Here is a 23,005-nt window from a genome sequence, read left to right as displayed (position 1 = left end):
ATTCATAATTTTTAGCTACTGCACAAAAAAAGAACCAAGAAAATGAATCCTTGGTTCCTCTATTCTTTATCTGTAGTGGCTATTATTTTTTCACTACCTTTTTAATAATCAATTGATCTTCCACTTTCAATTGGATTAGATATAACCCTGATGGGTAAGTACTCATATCCACTTGAGTAGATTTTCTAATAGTCAATGTTTCTAATTGAATACCTGAAACATTTGTAATTAAAACTATTGCTACTTGGATTGTTGGATCGAGATCAATTGTAGTGATTTGATCCACAAAACTTGGATAAACGTTTATCAAACTTATCAAATCATTCTCTAATGCATTTGGTCCTTCAGGGTCCGTGATATCAGCAATGATTTCTTCAGTTGGTAAAGTGACCTCCACGGCTACAGATTGACCAGCTTCATCATTTGCTAAAATGATAATATCCAAGTCTTCAATCACATTTTCTAACCTTGTACCACTAGGTAATTTTGAAGGATCAATAGTGAAGGTTAACGTTTCTGGATCAAAAATTACCCAATCAGGTAAGGCATCTCCATTAGCTAATAATACCTGATAAATAATTTCACCAATTAATTCCTTAAACAGCTCTTCTGCAATCTCTATAACAGCTTTGCCATCTTCAGTTTCTTCGATTTGTAGATCCTCTTCTTCAACTTTTTCTACTTCCTCGAAGTTGTAAACCACACTGATCACAGTATTATTTTCTGATAGATGATGTGAACGGTTGTTACTTTCATCCTGTCCAACAAAAGCTTCCGCTTCTCCATTGACAAACAACTGATAGTAAATTATACTTTCAGGAAGAGAAACAGAAGTTGAATAAACATTTGTTGTATCATTCTTTACCAATTCAATTTCCTCGGACCAATTATCAAAAGAACCTTTTAAAGTAAGTCTATCATTTGCCACATCAAACTCACCTGAATTAATGGCCGGCTGCATATTGATCTGCCATATAGCATCAAAACGTTCTTCTGGAATTTCATCATTAAACCACATCGATATGATTTGCTGACTATTTTCCTTTATGACACTCCTAATACTGTCCTCACGTACTACAACATCATCTTCTCCATCCTTTTGGGTATAATGAAGTACTGTAAATGATATCAATGAATCTACTTCAAACTTTCTTGTATTGTAAGTGTAGAATCCTTCATCATCCACAATCATTGGGTAATTATAACGGTGAATACCATCGTAGATTTCAATTCGTAAACCAGCGCCTTCTGCTTCTGTGTCAAATTTACCTAACGTTTCCTGATGTGACATATTTACCTTAAAAACTACTTCTTTATTGTCAATATTCTCACCATCAAAATGGTATTCTAATGTGGTTATTTGACCTTTTACAGGAGTAACTGTCCTTAAGCGTTCTCCCCCAGGAAATTCACGACTGAGACTAAACCATTCCCCATTGATTCTTGTAATAAAGCTTATTTCGGCTTCTGAATGATTACCAATTCTATATTCACCTTCATAAATATCATCACCATCTTCGTCCGTCAAATTAATCATTCCACCATTCCAATCGGTCATGGTCCCGACAACATCAAGTTCATCTTGCCCCGGATCAAAACGGCCATTTGCTACCATACCCAACATATTCACTACAAAACGAAGACCTGTATAATATTTATCATTATTAAAATACCTTGAAGTGGTCGATGTTCCAGTAACGGGATAGATTGTAAATTCATTTTCTATAGTATCTATCACTGAGTTGTAAGCGACTTTATAAATAATGGAATCATTAAGACCTATCACGTTTGAAAACCCTGTATAAATAAAATCTTCTTTTAGTTCCAATGAATATCCCCTCAGTGGTTGAACTGCTAATTCATTCTCATATAAATACAGTCTTACATTTCCTGTAACCGTATCTTCCACCATCACTTTAGACATATCTATCTCAAAAGTAGTTCTGGGATGATCAATATTTTCTCTGTTATAGAAAATTGACACATCATTTATTCCTCTTTTCAATGTCAGTGTCCTATTGTAAGAAGACCTTAATTCATTTCGATTCCAATTACTGTTCAACCTAATTTTAAATTCCAAATCTGAATCTAATAATGAATCAATCAAAACATTATAAATCAAATCATCATCATCATCAGTAAGCATTATATCTTGTGACCAAGAACTATTACTTCCAATAAAATTCACGGTATCTACACTCGGATCAAAATCTCCATGTTCAGCCTCCCATCGCATATCAACAGTTAATTGTAATGAACCTACAAAATCAATATCGTTGTAATAAAAGGAAACTAAATTGCTATTATCCATTACAGTATAGGTTCTAAAAATATCCTCTTGAACAACTGTTGGAGTAGTATCAGGAATATGTGTGCTAACTTCAACAATAAACTCATACTCTTCTCCAACATTTCTCAACTGTGATGTTGTTTTATAAATACTTTCCTCTTTATGCTGTAATAGGTATTTATGATGTACTCGTCCATCAGGCCTTAATACTTTTAAACTTAGGGTTTGAGTTGAATCTTCAGGTGTAAAAATTCCTGAAAAAATAGCCTGTTCCATATTTATCTCAAAAGTAGTCAATGGGTAATAAACATCTTCATCATTGTACTGAAATGAAATAACGTTATGCTGTTTATCTGCAATAAAAGCATGACGTGTTACGCTTGTTCCAGCATACTCATGACTTAGTGGTTCCCAAGATGCATTTATTCTTGCCTTAAATTGAATAGAATCTCTAAATATAGGTTCGAACTTTATGGTATAAATACTGTCTTGATCATCATCATTGAGAATATATTCATTTCCTCCGCTCCAATTATTGAAACTTCCTGCTATATCAACAAAGTCAGCAATTGGATTAAAGAGATTTTGATTGATAGCAGCTTTCATATCCACCCTAAACTCAATCATGGTTGTATCCACTATAACTGTAGTATCTCCATTGGAAATTTGGCCAACATGCATAAAAGCATTACTATGTGTGTAAGGTCCACCTTGGGAAACAACAATAGGACTACCAACGTTTGAAAAATGCTGATAATTTCCTGTTGAAGAATGTGCCCCTCCAATAGATAATACACTATGTGTTTTCTGTGTTATTTGGGCATTTGTGTTGAATGAAACACAAATAATAAAAGTAACAAACGAAATTACTTTCAATAATGCCCTTGTATAAGAAGGTATCATATTGTTGTTATTTCGATTGTACTTCTGAAAGTAATTGTAACATTTGAGCTTGTAATACTTTGATCTGCTCGGCGTTTTCTTGTGCTGTATTCAAACTCGCTTTCAATGACTTATTTTCTTCGGATAATAATTCAATTTTTTGATTTAACTCCTTAATAGCCTCAATCAATACTGCCACCGTTTGGGCATAGTGTACAGACTTGTAACCTTCTTGGTCTGTTTTTACTAATTCAGGAAATACTTCCTCCACTTCTTGAGCAATCAAACCTACTTGTTGATCTCTATCAAAAGACTTTTTAGGGAATTCATCTGTTTTATAGAAATATGAAACACCCTTTAATTGCATCACTTTTTCTAAACTATTTTGAAGTGGATTAATATTTGATTTGTATCGAAGATCTGATGAAATAGCACTAAAATCTGTAAATCTATTTAATACCAATTCTCCACCTAAAGTATCACGAAGAACGATTTCGCCATATTCACCGAACTGATTATCATGAGCCGTAGATATGCTTACCAAATCACCTAAGTCTGCTCTTGAAATTCTGAAACTATTAGGATCAATTCCTACTTCTTTTGTACTACCTACATTTCTTACAAAAATTGATGCATGTGTACTTTCCGTTTCTTCTATTACTATAGCCTCAAATAAATTCTCATCATCCTTACTCATTTGCATTGTAGGAAGGTAATTATTCCACTCAGGCACATCGAAACTAATTCTTGATGACACATTTCCATATTTATTAATTGAAATATTATCAGAGGTCATGTCAGAAGCGGCTCCTTTAATGTCATCACTAATAGACATCCAACCTGAAGTATAACTAGCATAAATACTATCATTAGCATGTTTCATCCAAATATCTCCATACTCCATACCGTTGTCATGCAACTTTGAAATTTGTACATTTACAAGACTTCCATTTGCATTTGACTCTTTAGTAGGGTTTAAAGCAACCATAGGCAAATGGCCATCCCAATCTTTTTCATAGATTGTAACTCCACTTCCATTGTCTGCTTCATGATTAAAGCTAGACGCATTTATATGCGTATGCTGCTTATCCGAGATACCATTATAAAAAGAAATTGCACCATACTCCGATTCAAGATGATCATCATACTCAACAGAAATATCAAGCATACTTTTAAACCAATCTCCATCATCAGGAGTTTCACCATAAATGTGAATCATGGGACGGTTTGAATTGGTCCATTCTTGTCCTTTCATCGTAATATTTGGAGAGGAATGTCCCCAAATTTCCATCACTGAAGAAGGTCCTCCGTTTGGATCTGTATTGAAATGGAAATCAATAGCAGCTTGAGAGTCCTCAGAGGTTTGTAACCTAAACGAGGCTGCCTCTCCTATCATTTGATCACTTTGATCATGAAGTGAATTTAACTGAAGATTGACCAAAGGTTTATGCTCTACTTTGTAGCCCTCTAAGTGAAAATAGGGTAAATCATCATCATCCCAAGTTTTAAAACCTGTTCCGACCCAAGCTCCTCCATTTCCATACAAAGAAAGTAATCCACCAGTCTTTTGATGTTGAGAATAACTAGTTAACCACGCTTTTGAAGCGCCTGTACTATCATAAAGTGCTATACTTCCATTTTTAAAGCGATCAGATGCTATGGAAACATTACGAATTCCATCCATAGAGTATATTCTAGTACTCGTAGAAGTAATTAAGGTTCCGACACTGTCATTAGGGTGTTGAATAGCCAACTCCTTCATGTTTTTATTGACAACGGGAGCATATAAGCTAATCGGATCTAGCTTAGTCCCATCTACTTCTACAAAAAGGGTTGTTTCACCTTGAAGATTGTAAATATCACCTTCTATTGGGGTAATTGATCCCAATACTACAGCATAAAAACCATCTACAATTTGAACATCTTGATGTGTTTCATTCCAATTACCAATAGAGAAGGAAATTGTTTTGGTACCATTTACAGGGGTACCATTTTCTGAGAGTTTACCTTGAAAAGGTATTTTTTGGGCATGAAGCATAAGGGCTGCAAACATTGCAACCGCAAAGAGAAAAAGTGTTTTCATTATTAAAGTAGGTTATGCATGATAAAATAGTTTCCTTTGTGATTTTCAAAAATCACGAGTCGATTCAAATCTATGTATTATTTACAAATATTACATAATTAAATCTCAATTTTTTATGAATCAACACGTTAGCTACTTTTTAAACACTTTTTACACTCTATTTATTGGAAATTAATAGTGGTGATTTGAGCATAAAAAAAGTGATGAAAAACTCCATCACCTTAAATAGATACTCATAAAATTTAATTGATAAATCGGTGTATTGCTTCATTGGCATTATCCTGATAAACAGGATTACTAAAACCATTATAATAAGGACTCTGATCTACTAAAGGTCCTGTCAATACATTTTTCTTACTTGCGTAAAAAGTGCCACTCTTTAATTTTTCATTACTAATACTTTGCACAAATCGCTTAGCTCCACTTTCTAAACTATGCGACAGACCTAAAAGTGGCATTATAATCGGCATTCCAACATATTTATACATTATTCTTTGTAAGAAAGGCATATCATTGAAACCATCTGTTCCTCTTGTTCCTCCAGGACTGACACTGATAAATTTGATATTTGGATACTTTCTTGCCATTGAAGACATCCATAAAGTACCACTCAGCTTCACTCCAGAATACGCTAGCACTGGATCAAACTTTTTACCGAATGCAGTACCATCAAAAAGAGATGTGAACTCATCTACACTTGCTTGTTTCAGTTGATATTGTTCCATCCCCATTTTTTTCACTCCCCTCGCCACTTCCGAACTCGCATATAATGCTATATTTTTCAACTTATCATTCTTGATTAATTCATCTACAAGAACAACGTGGCCAAGAAGATTGGAAGCGGTAATCGTTGTCACTCCATCTTTTGTCGCTTTTTCAGGAGTTTTTCCTCCTAGACCACCTGCATTCATAATCAATGCATCAACCGGAATCTTAAGGTTAGCAATTGCTTTTTTCACTGAATCAGCTTGAGAAACATCCATAATGATGATTTCAAAAATCTTTCTTCCCGTCAATTGTTCTAATTCTTTTTGAGCCATTTTGGCTTTTTCTAGATTTCTACAAGCCAGATATATTTTTTCAGTTTCTTTGATTTTACCTAATTGACGAGCCGTTTCTTTACCGATACCTGCATTGGCACCAGTAATCATTATTACTTTGTTCATGATTGTAATGTCTATAGGGTTAATTAAATTGATGATGAAAATGAAGGTGAATTTGCTTCTATTTTTTTCTTCTGGAAAAGGAAAAAGCCTACAAAACCTAATATGAATTCTAAGACTGTAGCTTTGATCACTTCCTCTACCGGCATTCCGTCTGATAGTATACTAATCAATCTTCCTATACCTATGGAAAGGAAAACGATAGTGGGAATTAAAGTGGATAAATACGAGAGTTTTGAATTGAATGCTCCTGTTATTGTTGTCAGTCCAAGAGCAAAAAGAAGGGCACTATACGCTCTTGCTTCGTTAAGTGCATTTACATTTCCACCTGAAAGATCAATTCCTCCTGCGGCTTTCATTTCGATAGGCATTACCAATGAAGAAAGACCTATAAATGAAAGTAATAGTCCTGAGAGTACGAGATAACTCTTGATTGTTTTAGATTGTTTCATAACTTCTGTTTGTAATTGTGTACTACAAAAGTCGATGAAAAATAAAGTATTGTTTGATCGTTTTAGCTCAAAGGTTTCTCATTTTGGTTCAAGCGCAAATCAGAGGGTGATTTCCCCACAAAATCCATAAAATTTCGATTAAAAGTAGCCAAAGAGTCATACCCTACATCATAAGCGATATCTGAGACTCTATCATTGGTGCTTTGTAATAAATCTACAGCTTTTTCGATTTTTTTAGTGTTGATGTACTTTTTAGGGCTTTCATCAAACACCTCTTTAAACTTTCGCTTGAAAGAAGAGGTACTCATCTGTGCAAGACTAGCTAATTCATCTATTGACAAGTTTGTATAAAGGTGTTTTTGGATCACCTTTTTAAAATTTACCTCATTGGGTTTAAAAATTGCCGAAAGGAAATCTAATTCTGAAGGAGCTGCGGTTGATTTTGAAACTAACAAAATAAACTCCTTGAGTTTTGCCTTAATAAGGCTTTCATCTGCTAAAGAAGGATTATCCAGTAAAAGGTTAATGCTCTCCCTATAGTTATCCAATAACTTATCCACCTCTACCTGCTTTACATTATAGTCTACTTTATGGTTGAGTTGTGTAAAGTCAAATTCAAAAAGGTCTTTTACAATAGATGGATATAAGAAGATACCAACAGATTCAATTCCTTCATCACAACTTTGAGAATCTTTCACTGGCTCGAAGAAATAGTTTAAACACTTTGCCAACATTCCTTGCTGACGGTTGACTTTGAAGTAATCCTCAGGTGTTCGTACGGCTACTTCTCCTTTATTAACGAACATAAAACAAGCTTCATTTTCAACATACTGTTTTAAAGTACGATCAAAGCTAGGCATAGATAACTTGATGAAGACAGGTTGCCCTTTATAAGTAATATGTTGTTCTTGATATCCCATGGTCAAAAGTTAAAAAAGATATTATTCAAAAATATTGAAAATAACCAAAAACAAAAAGAGGTTACCATTATCATGATAACCTCTCCAACTTAGTATGAAATGAAATGAATTATTACTTATATTTTTAAATATTATATATTTTTCTCTGTTTGAATTACTTATCCTAATTTAAATAACTTTTGATAAGTATTAAAAGGAATAATGAAATATTGAAACAAGTTCAACTTGAAGTACCATTCTTGTAAAACTTCAAATCTTTTTTCCTTTCAGTTATGTTTTACGTTATTACAAAGGTAAAGGTTGTCTTTAATAATTAACATGTGTTAAAACAAGCATATATAGTCTTTTACACCATAAACTAACCTGTTATAACGCAGGTTGTATTTTTCAATATTTTCAATAAAAACTCCTATTAGTTAAGAATATAATAATTATTGTTCGTTATACATTTATAAAAATCACAACATTAAATATTCACTTAACAATAATTTAATTTAAAATACAGCTTTCCCTATAATTAAACAGATTTTCAATTGTACTTGTATAAGTTACACATAACATTGTATCACATTATAAAATCATATTCATTCAACTTATTTTAATACATTTTTCACTTTGTTAAGACTTTAGTGATTGAACAATGTTATAAGATGTATTATTTTTTGATTATTTTAACTTTAATGAACATTAATATAACTCTGACCTGCTTTAATGACAGTTTGTTATGGTATCAAATAGTTTTAATACAATTCTAAAATAGAATTCCCTTCAAAATATCAACTGATACTTCAAAGGGAACTTAGCTATTCATTTAATGTCAAGGCTAATTATGATAATCCATCAATTAATCCGTCCTTAAACATAATTTTATTGGCTTGAGGTTCTTTTGGCAAACCTGGCATTCTCATAATGCTACCTGCTCTTGCTACAATAAAACCTGCACCGTTGTTGATTAATAAATCTTCAAAGTGAATATGGAAACCTCCATTAGGTGCTCCAAGAATCTTTGAGTTGTCTGTAAATGAGCTTTGTGTTTTCGCAACACAAACTGGCAATTCAGACATACCATATTTCTCAATTCTTTTTAATTTCTTCAAAGCTTTGGAATCCATTTTAATTCCATCCGCTCTATAGATCTTTTTAGCAATCTTATCTAGCTTTTCATAGATAGAGTCTTCAAGGTCATAAGTAAACTGTAACGGACCAGAAGGGTTAGTTTCAATCACGTCTACCACTTTTTGAGCTAAATCAGTGGCTCCTTTTCCGCCTTTCATAAAACTATCATTAACGGCAAATTCTACTCCTCTCTCATTACACCATTTCTCTACAAAATTCATTTCATCTGTAGTATCAAAAGCATACTGGTTGAATGTCACCATCACTGTTTGTCCAAAGCCTTGCATATTTTCAATATGTCTTTCAAGGTTTTTCATTCCTAACTTCAGGCCTTCAATATTGGGTAACTTAATATCATCTAAAGCCACACCTCCATGTAATTTTAAGGCCTGTGAAGTTGCTACAATCACGGTAAGATCTGGGTTTAAACCTGCTTTCCTACATTTGATATTGAAGAATTTCTCCGCTCCTAAATCCGCTCCAAAACCAGCTTCTGTAATAGTATAATCAGCATAGTTCATAGCCATTTTAGTTGCTAAAACTGAATTACAGCCATGAGCAATATTGGCAAATGGCCCTCCATGGATAAATGCAGGGGTATTTTCAGTGGTTTGCACCAAATTGGGGTGAATAGCATCTTTCATCAATACAGCCATTGCACCTTCCACACCTAAGTCTCTTACATAGACGGGGTCGTTATTATGGTCATATCCTAAATAGATATTACCGATTCGCTCTTGGAGATCTTCTCTATTTTCGGCTAAACATAAAATGGCCATCAATTCAGAAGCTGGAGTAATATCAAAACCTGCTTCAGCAACATCGCCATTTCCAATACCACCCAAACCTGTAACGATTTGACGAAGTGTTCGGTCATTGACATCCAATACTCTTCTCCAATTGATAGACTTCAATTGCTTTCCAGAAGCTCTTTCAAAATGTTGGTGGTTATCAACCAATGCCGAGATCATATTGTTGGCAGAAGTAATAGCGTGGAAGTCTCCTGTAAAATGTAGATTGATATCTTCCATTGGCAATACTTGAGCGTGACCGCCTCCTGCAGCACCTCCTTTCATACCAAAACAAACCCCTAATGAAGGCTCTCGCAATGCTGGAATTGCATTGTGTCCCAACTCTTGTAAACCTAAAGCTAGACCAACAGAAGTTGTTGTTTTTCCAATTCCCGCTCTAGTAGGAGTGATCGCTGTCACAAGAATTAGCTTTTTCTTGTTATCTCTTTTCTTATTCAATAATTCATAAGGCACTTTGGCCATATAATGACCGTAAGGGATCAGGTCTTCCTCTGGAATACCAATACTTTTTCCCACCTCATAAATACGTTTTAAGACAGTTTCTCTAGCGATTTCTATATCGGTTTTCATAGCTCGTCAGGAAATAATAATATGTTTATAATGCTTAATATGGTCCTTTTACTATAGTACATGTGCGAAATGAAATAGTTTGGCGAATTGAAATATAACTATTTTCATAACATTTTCAATTTACATAATAACGATAAACATTACATTATCAGCAACTTAAAACACACTACAGTTTAATTTTCATTGATTGGTATGCCAAAATAAAACATATTAATAGTAAATTAAGGTGTTATAAATCACCATCTAACAAAAACACATAGAATGACATTGGAATTAATTAACTACAAGAAAACTCAACAAATAGCTTACATCTCTCTCAATAGACCTGAGAAACGCAACGCACTGAATCATCAATTGGTCTCTGAACTCAAAGAGGCCCTCGATAATATAGAAAAAGACAATACTGTAAAAGCAGTAGTCCTCAAAGGAGAAGGAAAAGCTTTCTGTGCAGGAGCTGATTTGGCTTATATACAAGACCTTCAGAATTTCTCTTATGAGGAAAATCTAGAAGATTCGAACCACCTTAAAGAGTTGTTTCTAAAAATCTATTATTATCCCAAAATTATCATAGCGAGTATTCAAGGTGCCGCAATTGCCGGAGGATGTGGATTGGCAACGGTTTGTGACTTTTCTTTTGCTGAAAGTGGTGCGAAGTTTAGTTATTCTGAAGTAAAAATTGGTTTTATCCCTGCCATTGTCAGCATTTTTTTAGTCCGAAAAATTGGAGAAGGAAAAGCAAAGCAACTCCTCCTTTCAGGACAAGTTATTACTGCCCAAAAGGCGTTAGATTATGGTTTAATCAACGGCATCACTTCTGCTGAAAATTTGGAAGAAGAGGTTCTTGAATTTGCTAAAAAACTGGTTTCTGAAACCTCTTTACAGGCTAAAGCTGATACCAAACATCTAATTGCTTCAACTTGGCATTTACCTTTGGAAGAAGCAATGAATTTAGCTGTTGTATCAAATGCAAAAGCTAGAAGTAATGAAGATTGTAAAAAAGGTATTGCTGCTTTTTTGAATAAAGAAAAAATTGAATGGTAATTTTTTGAGGTATGAGGTAAGAATGAAGAGGTAAGATGTGTTATTCTTACCTCTTCATTCTTACCTCACACCTCATATTAGTTTTGTTGTACTATTTCTTTTTCGGGATAAACTTCCTGTATTATTGCATAAAATTCATCAATCAGCCCTTGATCTGTAAAAGCTGAATTCATTGACTTTTGGTCTACAGTCGGGCCTAATGTTTTCTTTTCGGGAGAGCCCAAAATATCTCCATTTTCACCTCTTATTCCTTCGATAGCACTTACATACTTTTGAGCTGCCTGTACAGGGCTTTGTGCCATTCCCACCCATTTCATCATTGTAAATCCTATATTCTCTAAAAACCATCTCTCGAAAGCCGGTTTTGTGGCTAACCCATTGGTACCATAAGTTAAACCCGGTGTGAACCAAATGTACTCTTGTCCGTCTTCTGCATTTTTAGCGAGTTTTGCGACCAAAAGAGCACTCATCAATTTAGAGGTTCCCATAGCATTCATATCATGATATTTTTGACCTTTTAGATTACCTTTGATGTAATCTTCTAAGACTTTTGGAGAATGAAAAGTCGGTTTATCAATCATACCAGGAATACCTCTTGCACCTTCTCCACCTGCAAATATCACCCTATAGTTTTCTGAGAGAAGGTTGCGTCTCTTCAGGTTCTGAAGTACAATATACCCTCCTATTACGTTTTGGAAGATTGTTTTCTCAATGGTAAGTCCATTCCAATTGATGTATTTGAATTCTTTCCCAAAAATCACTCCTCCTGATTGTAAAAACACAACATCAATTTTATGTTGAGAAGGAAGAGTAGCCACTGCTTCTTCAATAGCTAAGGGATCATTCATATCAAATCCTCCATATGTTTCTAAAGTATCAGCCGTATTATTGCTTTCTGCATTTAATAAAATTTTATGCTTTGCTTGTTGTGCTTTTTCTTTGGTTCTACAAGCCATCAAAATACTACCATATCCTTTATCGAAGAGAATTTTGGTTGTTTCTAAACCCATTCCTCCATTTGCTCCCGTAATTAAAATCCTTGTGTTTTGTTTTGATTTATTTTTCATAATAGTAATAGCGATTATTGATTTTCGATAGTACAAAGTACGGCTATTACAAAAGGATTAAATTGGAATATTAGGTCAATAAAATGGTAAATTAGGTCAAGGTAATTGAGCTGAAAGAGAGATTATATTTTCTCTATAATCATTAATAATTCACTCAACATCATAGCAGTAGCTCCCCAAACAGTATGTCCATAAACATCAAAAGCTGGCGTTTTAAACTTCACACCATTATCCAAATCAACAATATGTTCTTTATGGTTATTGATATCTTGTAATTGACTAATGGATGCTTCTACTACTTTATCCACTTCGTATTCATCAATATTGTATTGAAAAACATCGCTATAATTCGCCACTACAGGTACTACATGCATATTTGAAGGCGGAATATAGATATCCGATAATGTTCCTAATACTTTATTTCTCTCCACACTCACACCTATTTCCTCATAGCATTCTCTTAAGGCTGTTTCTATTAAATCTTCATCAGAATCATCATATTTCCCTCCAGGGAAAGCCATCTGACCACTATGTACTCCATCATAAGATGGACGCTGAATTAATGGAAAAATCAATGAATCTTCTTCCTCTTTCAATAAAATCAATACTGCTGCTTTTCTTGCTGTAGTAGGGATATCAAAAGGTGTTTCGTCTTGTCTTTTTAAAGACGACATCTTATCGTGTGCATCACGACCTGGTTTAGGTTCTGATAGTCTCTGTCTTAATTTATCTTGCCAATCGCTCATCAAATTGTCTTGTCTATTTGTTATAAAAAATGAATCTGTACTATGAATGTATAAAACATCAGTCTGTTCTATCACCCTTCAATATTGTACGTTAAAAATTAGTACTTAATCATAATTTACAATTTTATTTACAAAAAAAATAGAGCCAAGGAATTCACCTTAGCTCTATCTTTATCTATTTTCAGATTATTTTATTAAGTACTTATTTACCTAAATCAATAATCATTGCTGTTTTACCAGGAATTGTAAATTCACTTCCAATAGTTACTGTCTTACCTGTCAAGATATCTTTGCCTTTTGCATTCCCTTTCAATACCTCAGAGAAGCGATCCGTTGTGAATGTTTGCTCCTCTTTGTTGTTGTTCAAGATTACAAATACTGTTTCACTATCCGTATATCTTGCATAAGCATATACTTCATTGAAAGGTACCCAATGCTTTAATTTACCTTCAGCAATTGCCTTAGAAGTTCTTCTCCATTGAAGGATAGAACGCATGTAGTTGAAGTAATCATTTTCTTTTTTTGTACGGCCAGCTTCTGTGAAAGCATCACGCTTGTCACCTGCCCATCCACCTGGGAAATCCTCTCTCAAGTCACCATGGTGCCCACCTTTACCCATCAAGATTTCAGTACCATAGAAAATTTGAGGAATACCTCTTGTCGTCAATAAGAAAGAAGTTGCTAATTTCATATTAGGAATATTCTTATTGAAAACACCAAACGCTCTGTCAACATCATGGTTATCCATGAAGATTTTGTTTTGGTTGGCATCATCATATAAGAAATCTTCTGTTAATGTCTTATACACCTCTGTAATACTCCAGTTATTTCTCCAAGTTCTATTCAAAGCGTCCCAAACAGGGAAGTCAGAAACTGATTTTAAAGTTGATACAAATCCATCACGATTGTTTCCACCTGCTTTCCAATACGACTCCCAAGTAGCACCCGGCAACCAAGTTTCACCTACAATATAAAAATCAGGGTACTCGCTCAATACATAAGACACCCATTCTGACATCATTTCTTTTTTGTTGTAAGGATATGTATCCATACGAATACCATCAATACCTGCATACTCAATCCACCAAACAGAAGCTTGCATTAAGTATCTTGCTAAATAAGGGTTTCCTTGATTTAAATCAGGCATGTGACCGTCAAACCAACCATCTGTCATGATTTTTTTATCGTAATCAGAAGCGTTTGGATCCGATAAAGCTTCACCTTTGTAGTTGGTCTTTGTAAACTCTTTCCATTCGTGAATCCAATCTTTTGCAGGAAGATCTTTCATCCAGTCATGACCATTACCGATATGATTGAATACAAGGTCCATCACCACTTTCATGTCTCTTTTGTGGGCTTCATCTACCATATTTTTGTACTCCGCATTTGTACCGTGACGTCCGTCTGCTTTGTAAAAATCAGTAATAGCATAACCATGATAAGACCAATCTGGCTGATTGTTTTCTAAGAAAGGTGTTAACCAAACTGTTGTTACACCAAGATCATCCAAATAATCTAATTTTGAAGTTACACCTGCAATGTCTCCACCATGTCTTCCATCTCTGTCCTTACGATTGGCTTTTTGCGTTAAGTCTGCTTGAGAATCATTGGCTGGATTGCCGTTTGCAAAACGATCCGGCATAATCAAGTACATTACGTCTTGTGCAGTAAGACCTTGAGCTTTTGTTGCCTTATTTCTAGGCTTTAATTCAAACTCATACGTCAACTCTTTTGCTCCTGCTTTGAAAGAAATAGGATATTTTCCAGCTTTCGCATTTGCAATATTTAAATTCAAAAATAAGTAGTTAGGATTGTCTTGCGTATTCACACTTTCAATTCCGATTCCTTCTTCTTTAATTTCTACCGAAGAAGTGGCAATATTTTTACCGTGAATCACTAACAAAACAGTTTCGTTTTTCATACCTGCCCACCAATATGCAGGTTCCACTGTTTTTAACTTTACTTCTTTAGCGGGCTTCATATTCGGAATACTAGCTTGTTGAACTAGTGTCGTACTCTCTTCCATAGGAGTACAACCCATTCCTAATAAAGAAACTAAAATGGCCAAGATGCCAGCTTTTTCAATTTTCATACTTACGATATTCTGCAGTTTTAATTAACACAAACATAATTTGATTTATGATTATTAAAAAGTTGAAAAAAATTTCAACCGTTTGCGTTAAATAGTTTTTTCTAAATTTTCGGGTTTTTTCAAAGTTTAGTGTTAACAGATTATTATCTTGCTAATTCTAAACATCAATAATCTTCATGAGATCATTTTTTAAAGTTACATTCTTTAATGTACTAATTTTATTTGTCATTTCGTCTAATTTTGGTTGGGCACAAAATATTCCTGTAAAAACTTGGCGCTCACACCTCAACTTTAGTAATGCTCATTCTGTAGCCATCACAGACAATGAAGTTTTCTGTGCTTCCAATAATGCCCTATTTTCTTATGGTCGAAATAATAGCATTATCACCACTCTTACAAAAGATGATGGATTAAGTGATACCAATATTCTAGCATTAGGCTATGCTGCACCATCAGACCAACTGATTGTACTTTATGCAAATGGCAACCTAGATTTTATTACCGATGAAGAAATTGTAAACATGAGAACCTTACTCAACACCTCATACCCTAACAAGGTGTTTTATGGGTTAAGAGTTGATGGACGCTATCTCTACGTTTGTGCAAGTTTTGGTGTTGCTAAAATCAATACGGATAATTTTACCATTGAAGAAACGTATGATTTCATTGGTCAAAATGGTACTGAAAATGCCGTTTTTGATATTACATTCAGTGAAGAATTAATTTACATTGCTTCTAATGAAGGTATAAAGAGTGCTTCTACAGATGAAAGTGTCAATAAGCAAGATTTTAATAATTGGGATTTAATTATTCCTTCTACTTCATTCTCGACAAGATCAGTACTATGGGCAGGTGATGCGTTGTACTACACCAACAACCAAGTCAATGAATTAAGAAAATATGCTGATGAAACCTCATCAACTGTGTTGAGTTACTCAAAGAATGTTTACTTGCTTGATTTCTGGAGAGATGACATCACGCTTGTAGCCGAAGATGAAATCTACAGAATTGACGATCAAGATCGGGTAACCACTTGGTCCGATTCTAAAGTTCCTGCTCCTAGACAATTATTAGACGATGAAGAAGGAAGAGCTTGGGTAGCCGATAATACAAGTGGACTTGTTTCAATCTCTGCAAATGGGGAAGAAATTCAAGGCTTCGCTCCTTCAGGGCCATTATTTCCAGTTGCAAGACAGATCATCAATGCTAATGATAAAATAGTAATGATCCCATCTACAGATGACCCTAACGTAACAGTAGGAAGTTTCTCAATCTTTGAAAATGGTCATTGGATCAATTATACTTCTGAAAATAAAACGTCAGTCATCACTATTCCCACCACGGCTCCTTTTTATGGTGTGACCTTCAATGCCTTTGAAAATACGCTTTATTTTGCAAGTAATGGTGATGGACTTCTAGCGTACAATCTCAATGAAGAATCCTTTGAAGTGATCAAATCGCCATTTCTATTAGATGGCAGAACGGATGCTAATCTTAAAAGCCTTTCTTTTGACTTTTTTGGCAACTTATGGACGAGCTCCCAATTTTATATCCACCAAAGAGATACTGAGGGAAGTTGGACACACACAAGAAATTCAAGCTTAAGTTCCGCTGCCATAGCAACTCAGAACTCCACTCAAAATGATGTGTGGTTTATATTGGATAATAACCGAGTACTTACTTATAAAGATGGTAGTACTCGTTTTTTGACTACTGACCAAACGAGCGGTGGACTTCCTTCGAATGTAGTTTTTACCATACAATTGGATAACAGTGGAAGTATGTGGATAGGTACAGAAGATGGAAGTGCTGAATATTTTGGTTTCTCACCTTCTGAAGTCAGTGAGTTTTCAGTAGCCTTACCTCGTTTTGATGGCTTTCCGCTATTAAGGGGGGAAAGAGTGTTGAGTTATGGTATAGATGGAGGAAATAGAAAATGGATTGGTACAGGTAATGGCCTTTGGCTCTTCAGCAAAGATGGTGGACAGCTATTTGAATACTTTACTCAAGATAATTCTCCGCTTTTGTCCAATGAAATTAAAACTATTGGAATACAACCTAGTACCGGAGAAGTATTTATCGGTACTGAAAACGGTGTTGTTTCTTACCGATCAGATGCTACCGAACCTTCAAGAACGATTGATAATATTACTGTATTTCCGAGTCCAGTGAGACCCAATTATAATGGTGTTTTAACAATAAACGGTTTAGTGGATAACGCTAGTGTAAAAATTACTGACACGGCAGGAAATATCGTTTGGGATGGGAAATCTTATGGGGGTAGTACTTCATGGAACTTGAGATTAGACAGCGGTACAAAACCTGCCACAGGTGTTTATTTTATTTTCGCTACTGACCTTGATGGAGTAGAGAAAAATGTTGGAAAATTTGCAGTGATTCGATAATTCACAATAAAAGATATAAACCAAGCTCTTCCTTTTACAAAATGAAAAGGAAGAGCTTTTTTTATAATGACTGCCTTCAATATTTAACGTATTGTAAACTAAATTACCGTCAAATTTCAAGCTTCTTTCTTCTTCATTTTTCCATTGATGAAAAACGAAGCAAAAAATCTAGGCTTAGAAGTCAAAAGCTAAATTCCATTCCTCTCGCCTAAATGATTTTAAACTCGCTGCGCTCAAACAAGAAAATCATTCTTAACGGCTCAATTCATGAAATTCTTAGCGCTTTTCCCTTCAAGGCCAGAGGGAAAACTACCCAACTAAAATGGTAGAAAACTCAATGGCGCGAATGTTAAGCGTCAGCGTCATTCGTGTCCTACAGATCAACAGAAATCTCCTGATTTCTAAAAATCATAAATATTCGAAAACTTAGTTTACAGTGTACTTAATCACAATAGACAAATTCATCTTCTGGAGCTTCTTCAAGTAAATTAATATCTTGTTCTAATGCAGGAAAAGAAGAGATAGCAATTCCATCACATGCTTTTCGTTTTAGACCAGAAGCTGTCAATATTGTTTGATCACCATCAGAAGACATTGACACTCTTTGCCATGCTCCTTTGACAAACTCATTCGTTGAATTAATATAGACTTCAAAGTTTGTATTGGAATGATAGATGTATAAAGTATCTCTACTTTCACTGTATAGTACTTTATCAAAATTTCCTCCTAAGGGTTCAATGTCTTTAGAACACGAAGCAATGAAGGGTAAACTGATTAGAAATAACGCTAATTTTCTCATTTTAATTTAGTTTGATATCACACAAATTAAAGTAGATAGTATCAAAAAACCATTTCGGAACAGAGAAAATTCAGATTCTTTCACAAAACAAAAATGAACCAGCGTTAAATTACCGATTTACTTTTTAGAATAAACATATCACTATCATTTTTTGAATAGAAAATCTAAGGTATTTTTGTTGAAAATAAACCACCTTACAAATTCATTATCATGAGTAAAAAAGTTAGAATGTGTTATCCTTACCTTAAGGAAACAAGTTTTAAGTGTGACTTTGAAGTTGAAACTGATTCTTTAGCAAGTCATATTGGATACGCCTACTCAAAAGCAGGTCAATTTCCAGAAATGAAGAAAGAATTAATTTGGCTTTGTGAAATGGCTTACCACGTCAATGGATCAATAAGAGGGAATGTAGCTGTTACTCCAGAAGACATCGATAGAGCCATTGCTATACATGATAAATATCAGGCAATGGTAGAGAAAGAAACTAAAATGTTTAGCCTTCCTCTTGGCACTGAATTATCAGGTATGCTTAACCTTTGTCGCTCCAAAAGTAAAAGTTCGACTCGTTGGGCTTACAAAATCGCAAAATTTGAGGACGTGAAAGTAGATGGTCTCGTACCCGACCTATTAAACACCATGGCAAACATCTTTTTTGTAATGTCAGTTTATGTCAATAAAATGGCTGATTTGGAAACTATTGAATTTGTTTCTAAAAGCTATGATGTTCGTTATTTTGATTAATAGCTGGTTCAACATTGATACGTAAGATCATACATATTGATATGGACGCCTTCTTTGCTTCTATTGAACAGAGAGATTTCCCTCATCTCAGAGGCAAACCTGTAGCTGTTGGTGGAAGCAGAGAAAGAGGTGTCGTGGCAGCAGCAAGCTACGAAGCTCGTAAGTTTGGTGTCCGATCTGCTATGCCCTCTTCTTTGGCTTACAGAAAGTGTCCTCAAATCATTTTTACGAAGTCGAGATTTCATGTCTACAAAGCGGTATCAGAACAAATCAGAAAGATTTTTTATGAATATACAGACCTTGTTGAGCCATTATCATTAGATGAGGCGTACTTGGATGTCACTGAAAATAAAAAAGGAATTGCCTCTGCGATCCAGATTGCAGAAGAAATTAGAAAAAAAATTAGTGACTCACTTAATTTAACGGCAAGTGCTGGAGTTTCTTATAATAAGTTTTTGGCCAAGACAGCATCTGACATCAATAAGCCCAATGGATTAGCGGTTATTCTCCCTGAAGAAGCAATTGATTTCTTAGAAAAATTACAAATTGACCGATTTTATGGGATAGGAAGTGTAACGGCCGACAAAATGAAAAAGTTAGGTATCTTCAAAGGAAATGATCTTAAAAAATGGCCATTAGAACACCTTATTGATACTTTCGGAAAAAGTGGAAAGTTTTACTATCATATTGTGAGAGGTATCGACAATAGAAAAGTAAAACCTTCTCGTGAACGGAAATCGATTGGTGCAGAGCGCACCTTCTCCAAAGACATAGCTGATGTTGGCACCATGAAACAGCACTTAAGTAAGATTGCTGAGATTCTTTGGAATAGAATCAAAAATGCCAATAAATATGGTAAAACTTTAACTGTAAAAGTAAAGCTTCACAATTTTGAATCGCATACAAAAAGTAAGACCTTCGAAAAAAGAATTATCAACTACAACTTTTTATTGCAAGAGTCTTATCACTTGTTAGATGATCTTGAACCACAAAAGTTCAATGTAAGACTTCTAGGTATTAGTGTCAGTAATTTTAGCAGTAATGATGATGAACCTGAAAACACACAGGAACAATTGAAATTGTTTTAAATAAATACTATCTAATACTCTAATTTAAATAATAGCTAACTACGACAAATGCTAAAAAGTAACCTAATAATAATCCTAAAAGTAGACCTAAACCAAAGTAGCTATGACTTGTCAACAATTTTTTAATTTGATGTACCATAGTCAGTCACGTTAAATTATAATTATTTACATATATTTACAAATATAGCATTTTTAGTCTCTTCACAAAATTTAATTTTATAATTAAATGATACAATTGCAGATGTAAACTTTACTATTACACTTCAATGTGAATACTTAATCATTATTAAATAAGAATATTTTCAATTTAAGGGTACAGGAAGAAAGAAAAATAGATCGCTCTAACTCCCGTCCTATCCGTTAAAATATTCATTACCAATTAAATAAAAAGATGAAACGAAACATCATTTCAGTAAATATTTTCCTTTTAATTTTTCTATTATGCAGCCCAATGCAAGCTCAAAATTTAGTAGGTCCCTGGAAAGGCGAATTAGAAGTTCCTACCGGAAAACTAACGATTATCTTTCATATCAAACATGAAAACAACCGTTTTTCAGGCACTATGGATGTTCCTGAACAGGGAGGAAAAGGTATACCTATCCATAGTGTACAATACCAAAATCCTTTTTTAACAGTAGAATTGCCTAACCTAGGTATAAAGTATGTAGGCAATGTGTTAGATGATGACCATATTGAAGGAACATTCCAACAAGGAGGAGCTTCTCTTTCACTGAACCTAAAGAAAAGTTTGGAAGTTGTACTTGATCAACCAAAACCTCAAGAACCTCAAGCTCCATTTCCTTATATTTCAACTAACGTGACTTTTCAGAATGGCGATATCACTTTAAGTGGTACTCTTACTCGCCCTAAAGAACATAAAAAGTACCCTGCCGTCATTTTAATTTCTGGCAGTGGACCGCAAGATAGAAACCAAGAAATTTTAGGCCATAAACCCTTTTTGTTATTAGCGGATCAATTAACAAGAAGTGGGTTTGCAGTATTACGATTTGATGATAGAGGAACCGCAAAGTCTACCGGTAATTTTGCAAGTGCCACAACCTATGATTTTGCAGATGATGTTGTAGAAGCTTTTCACTTCCTTGAAAAAAGAGCTGATATTGATCCTGAAAAAATCGGTTTATTAGGACATAGTGAAGGAGGTATTATTGCTGCTGTTGCCAATGAAAAAGTTCCTCAAATCGGATTTATGATATTAATGGCAAGTCCAGGCGTTAATGGTAAAGATTTAATGCTTCTTCAGAAGAAAGTTATTGAAGAAAAAAGTCTACTCCCAGCTCCATTAGTTGCTCAAAATCAAAAAATGTTTGGAGAAGCGTATGATATGATCCTCAGAAAAGAACAACCTATTTACGACCGCTTAAAAGAATATTTCAAACATCAGCTTAATGCTCAAGTGAGCGACCAACAAATACATACTATTGTTCAATCAATATCAACGCCTTGGTTCTTGGAATTTATAAGATTGGACCCTTCTACTTATTTCCAAAATGTAAAATGCCCAGTATTAGCATTAAATGGCTCCAAAGACGTACAGGTGGTCGCTTCTCAAAACTTACCTGCAATAGAAGCTGCCTTAAACAAAGCAGGTAACAAGGATGTAACAATATTGGAATTGGAGGGTTTGAATCACCTCTTTCAAGAATGTTCTACAGGATTACCTAACGAGTATGGTCAAATTGAACAAACTCTTTCTCCTTTGCTATTAGATGAAATAAAAAAGTGGATTGCTTTTAAAACAGAGCAATAAAAGAAAGGATAAATTAAATTTTTGACAGCATTGATTGAGCTACTTTTTTATCTGCATGAAGTTGTTCGATCAATGCTTCTACTCCATCAAATTTCATCTCATCACGAATATGGTCTACAAATTCTACTTTGACTTGTTGATCATAAATATCAGATGAAAAGTCAAAAATATTGACTTCAATAGTTTGCTGAATCCCTTTTGTTACAGTTGGTCTTCTTCCGATATTCATCATACCATTGTACCAAACCTCACCCACTAAAATCCTTACAACATAAACACCGGATTTAGGAAGTAATTTAAACTGATCTAAAAGTTGGATATTTGCAGTAGGGAAACCGATCTTTCTTCCAATCTTATTGCCACTGACAACCGTTCCCTCAAAACTATAATTATAACATAAATACTTGCTCGCCAAACGAACATCACCGGCTTCTAATAATGCATTACGAATGGCTGTAGAACTCACCGCTGCATTTTCAATTTCCTGTTTTGTGATTTCTTCTACTTCAAAGCCAAATTCTTCTTGATGGGCTTTAAGGTATTCAAAACCTCCCTCTCGGTTTCTTCCAAAACGATGGTCATAACCGATTACAAGTTTGGTGGTATTAATTTTTTCAATTAATATTTTTCTCACAAAGTCCATTGAGGTCATTTGAGAGAAGTCTGCATTGAACTCTATTACAATCAAATGGTCGATGCCTTCTAACTGTAATCGTTCAATTTTTTCTTCAAGGTTCGTTAATAGCTTTAATGATTTCCTAGCTTCTTCAGGTTGAATAGTAAACCTTGGGTGAGGCCAGAAAGTAATTAATACCGTTTCTGACTGATCTTTTTTAGCCACTTCTCTAAGATGTGTCAAGATCTGCTGATGTCCATAATGTACACCATCAAAAGTACCACTTGTTACTGTTGCCCTCTTTAAAGGGGTGAAATTTTCTATACCGTAATGTACTTTCATTCAAAAATCGCT

At 34.5% G+C, this 23,005-nt stretch carries 16 protein-coding genes; 5 read left to right on the top strand and 11 right to left on the bottom strand.

Annotated elements, in window-relative coordinates; genetic code table 11:
• Nucleotides 1-82: 82 nt before the first annotated feature.
• The 6 genes from PL77_RS12005 to PL77_RS11980 all read right to left on the bottom strand — a co-directional run bounded on the left by PL77_RS12005 (nt 83) and on the right by PL77_RS11980 (nt 10,288).
• Nucleotides 83-3,193, bottom strand: coding sequence for a T9SS type A sorting domain-containing protein (locus PL77_RS12005; protein ID WP_044205363.1), 3,111 nt, complete (start codon nt 3,191-3,193; stop codon nt 83-85).
• 7 nt (nt 3,194-3,200) lie between these two features.
• Complete coding sequence (locus tag PL77_RS12000) at nt 3,201-5,255, bottom strand: tail fiber domain-containing protein (RefSeq protein ID WP_044205361.1); 2,055 nt, start codon at nt 5,253-5,255, stop codon at nt 3,201-3,203.
• A 242-nt stretch (nt 5,256-5,497) separates the two neighbouring features.
• Complete coding sequence (locus tag PL77_RS11995; RefSeq protein WP_044205358.1) at nt 5,498-6,421, bottom strand: SDR family NAD(P)-dependent oxidoreductase; 924 nt, start codon at nt 6,419-6,421, stop codon at nt 5,498-5,500.
• Nucleotides 6,422-6,444: 23 nt separating this feature from the next.
• Nucleotides 6,445-6,870 carry a DUF4345 domain-containing protein gene (locus PL77_RS11990; RefSeq protein ID WP_044205355.1) on the bottom strand — a complete coding sequence of 142 codons (426 nt, stop codon included), beginning with the start codon at nt 6,868-6,870 and terminating at the stop codon, nt 6,445-6,447.
• Between the two features lie 62 nt (nt 6,871-6,932).
• On the bottom strand, nt 6,933-7,790 hold the full coding sequence (locus PL77_RS11985) for an AraC family transcriptional regulator (protein WP_044205352.1): 858 nt from the start codon (nt 7,788-7,790) through the stop codon (nt 6,933-6,935).
• Nucleotides 7,791-8,617: 827 nt separating this feature from the next.
• The gene (locus PL77_RS11980) at nt 8,618-10,288 is read right to left on the bottom strand and encodes a formate--tetrahydrofolate ligase (protein ID WP_044205349.1); all 1,671 of its coding nucleotides are present in this window, start codon (nt 10,286-10,288) and stop codon (nt 8,618-8,620) included.
• Between the two features lie 261 nt (nt 10,289-10,549).
• Between PL77_RS11980 and PL77_RS11975 the strand changes: the two genes are divergently transcribed.
• Nucleotides 10,550-11,329 (top strand): enoyl-CoA hydratase/isomerase family protein, encoded by a 780-nt coding sequence (locus tag PL77_RS11975; RefSeq protein ID WP_044205346.1) that lies wholly within the window; start codon nt 10,550-10,552, stop codon nt 11,327-11,329.
• A gap of 77 nt (nt 11,330-11,406) precedes the next feature.
• On the opposite strand, the gene PL77_RS11970 is transcribed toward PL77_RS11975, so the two are convergent.
• From PL77_RS11970 to PL77_RS11960, 3 genes are all read right to left on the bottom strand, one after another.
• Entirely contained in the window at nt 11,407-12,396 is a 990-nt protein-coding gene (locus tag PL77_RS11970; RefSeq protein ID WP_044205344.1) for a KR domain-containing protein, read from the bottom strand.
• A 122-nt stretch (nt 12,397-12,518) separates the two neighbouring features.
• Entirely contained in the window at nt 12,519-13,142 is a 624-nt protein-coding gene (locus PL77_RS11965) for a CoA pyrophosphatase (RefSeq protein WP_044205341.1), read from the bottom strand.
• Nucleotides 13,143-13,344: 202 nt separating this feature from the next.
• Complete coding sequence (locus tag PL77_RS11960; protein ID WP_052444347.1) at nt 13,345-15,234, bottom strand: glycoside hydrolase family 13 protein; 1,890 nt, start codon at nt 15,232-15,234, stop codon at nt 13,345-13,347.
• Nucleotides 15,235-15,410: 176 nt separating this feature from the next.
• Here PL77_RS11960 and PL77_RS11955 point away from each other — a divergent pair, with 176 nt between their 5' ends.
• Nucleotides 15,411-17,639, top strand: a complete 2,229-nt coding sequence (locus PL77_RS11955; RefSeq protein ID WP_044205339.1) for a two-component regulator propeller domain-containing protein — start codon at nt 15,411-15,413, stop codon at nt 17,637-17,639.
• A 442-nt stretch (nt 17,640-18,081) separates the two neighbouring features.
• Here the strand turns inward: PL77_RS11955 and PL77_RS11950 are convergent, their stop codons facing one another.
• Nucleotides 18,082-18,438 carry a hypothetical protein gene (locus PL77_RS11950; RefSeq protein ID WP_044205337.1) on the bottom strand — a complete coding sequence of 119 codons (357 nt, stop codon included), beginning with the start codon at nt 18,436-18,438 and terminating at the stop codon, nt 18,082-18,084.
• Between the two features lie 210 nt (nt 18,439-18,648).
• Between PL77_RS11950 and PL77_RS11945 the strand changes: the two genes are divergently transcribed.
• The 3 genes from PL77_RS11945 to PL77_RS11935 all read left to right on the top strand — a co-directional run bounded on the left by PL77_RS11945 (nt 18,649) and on the right by PL77_RS11935 (nt 22,035).
• Complete coding sequence (locus PL77_RS11945; protein WP_044205335.1) at nt 18,649-19,179, top strand: hypothetical protein; 531 nt, start codon at nt 18,649-18,651, stop codon at nt 19,177-19,179.
• Between the two features lie 14 nt (nt 19,180-19,193).
• The gene (dinB, locus tag PL77_RS11940) at nt 19,194-20,267 is read left to right on the top strand and encodes a DNA polymerase IV (RefSeq protein ID WP_082026507.1); all 1,074 of its coding nucleotides are present in this window, start codon (nt 19,194-19,196) and stop codon (nt 20,265-20,267) included.
• 391 nt (nt 20,268-20,658) lie between these two features.
• Entirely contained in the window at nt 20,659-22,035 is a 1,377-nt protein-coding gene (locus tag PL77_RS11935; protein WP_044205331.1) for a S9 family peptidase, read from the top strand.
• 13 nt (nt 22,036-22,048) lie between these two features.
• Here the strand turns inward: PL77_RS11935 and PL77_RS11930 are convergent, their stop codons facing one another.
• Nucleotides 22,049-22,993, bottom strand: a complete 945-nt coding sequence (locus PL77_RS11930) for a bifunctional riboflavin kinase/FAD synthetase (RefSeq protein ID WP_044205330.1) — start codon at nt 22,991-22,993, stop codon at nt 22,049-22,051.
• Nucleotides 22,994-23,005: the final 12 nt, after the last annotated feature.

Source organism: Flammeovirga sp. OC4 (assembly GCF_000812565.1).
In the GTDB taxonomy this organism is placed as follows: domain Bacteria; phylum Bacteroidota; class Bacteroidia; order Cytophagales; family Flammeovirgaceae; genus Flammeovirga.
The sequence above is the reverse complement of the archived record's forward strand: the minus strand, read 5'-3'. Positions and strand labels throughout refer to the sequence as shown.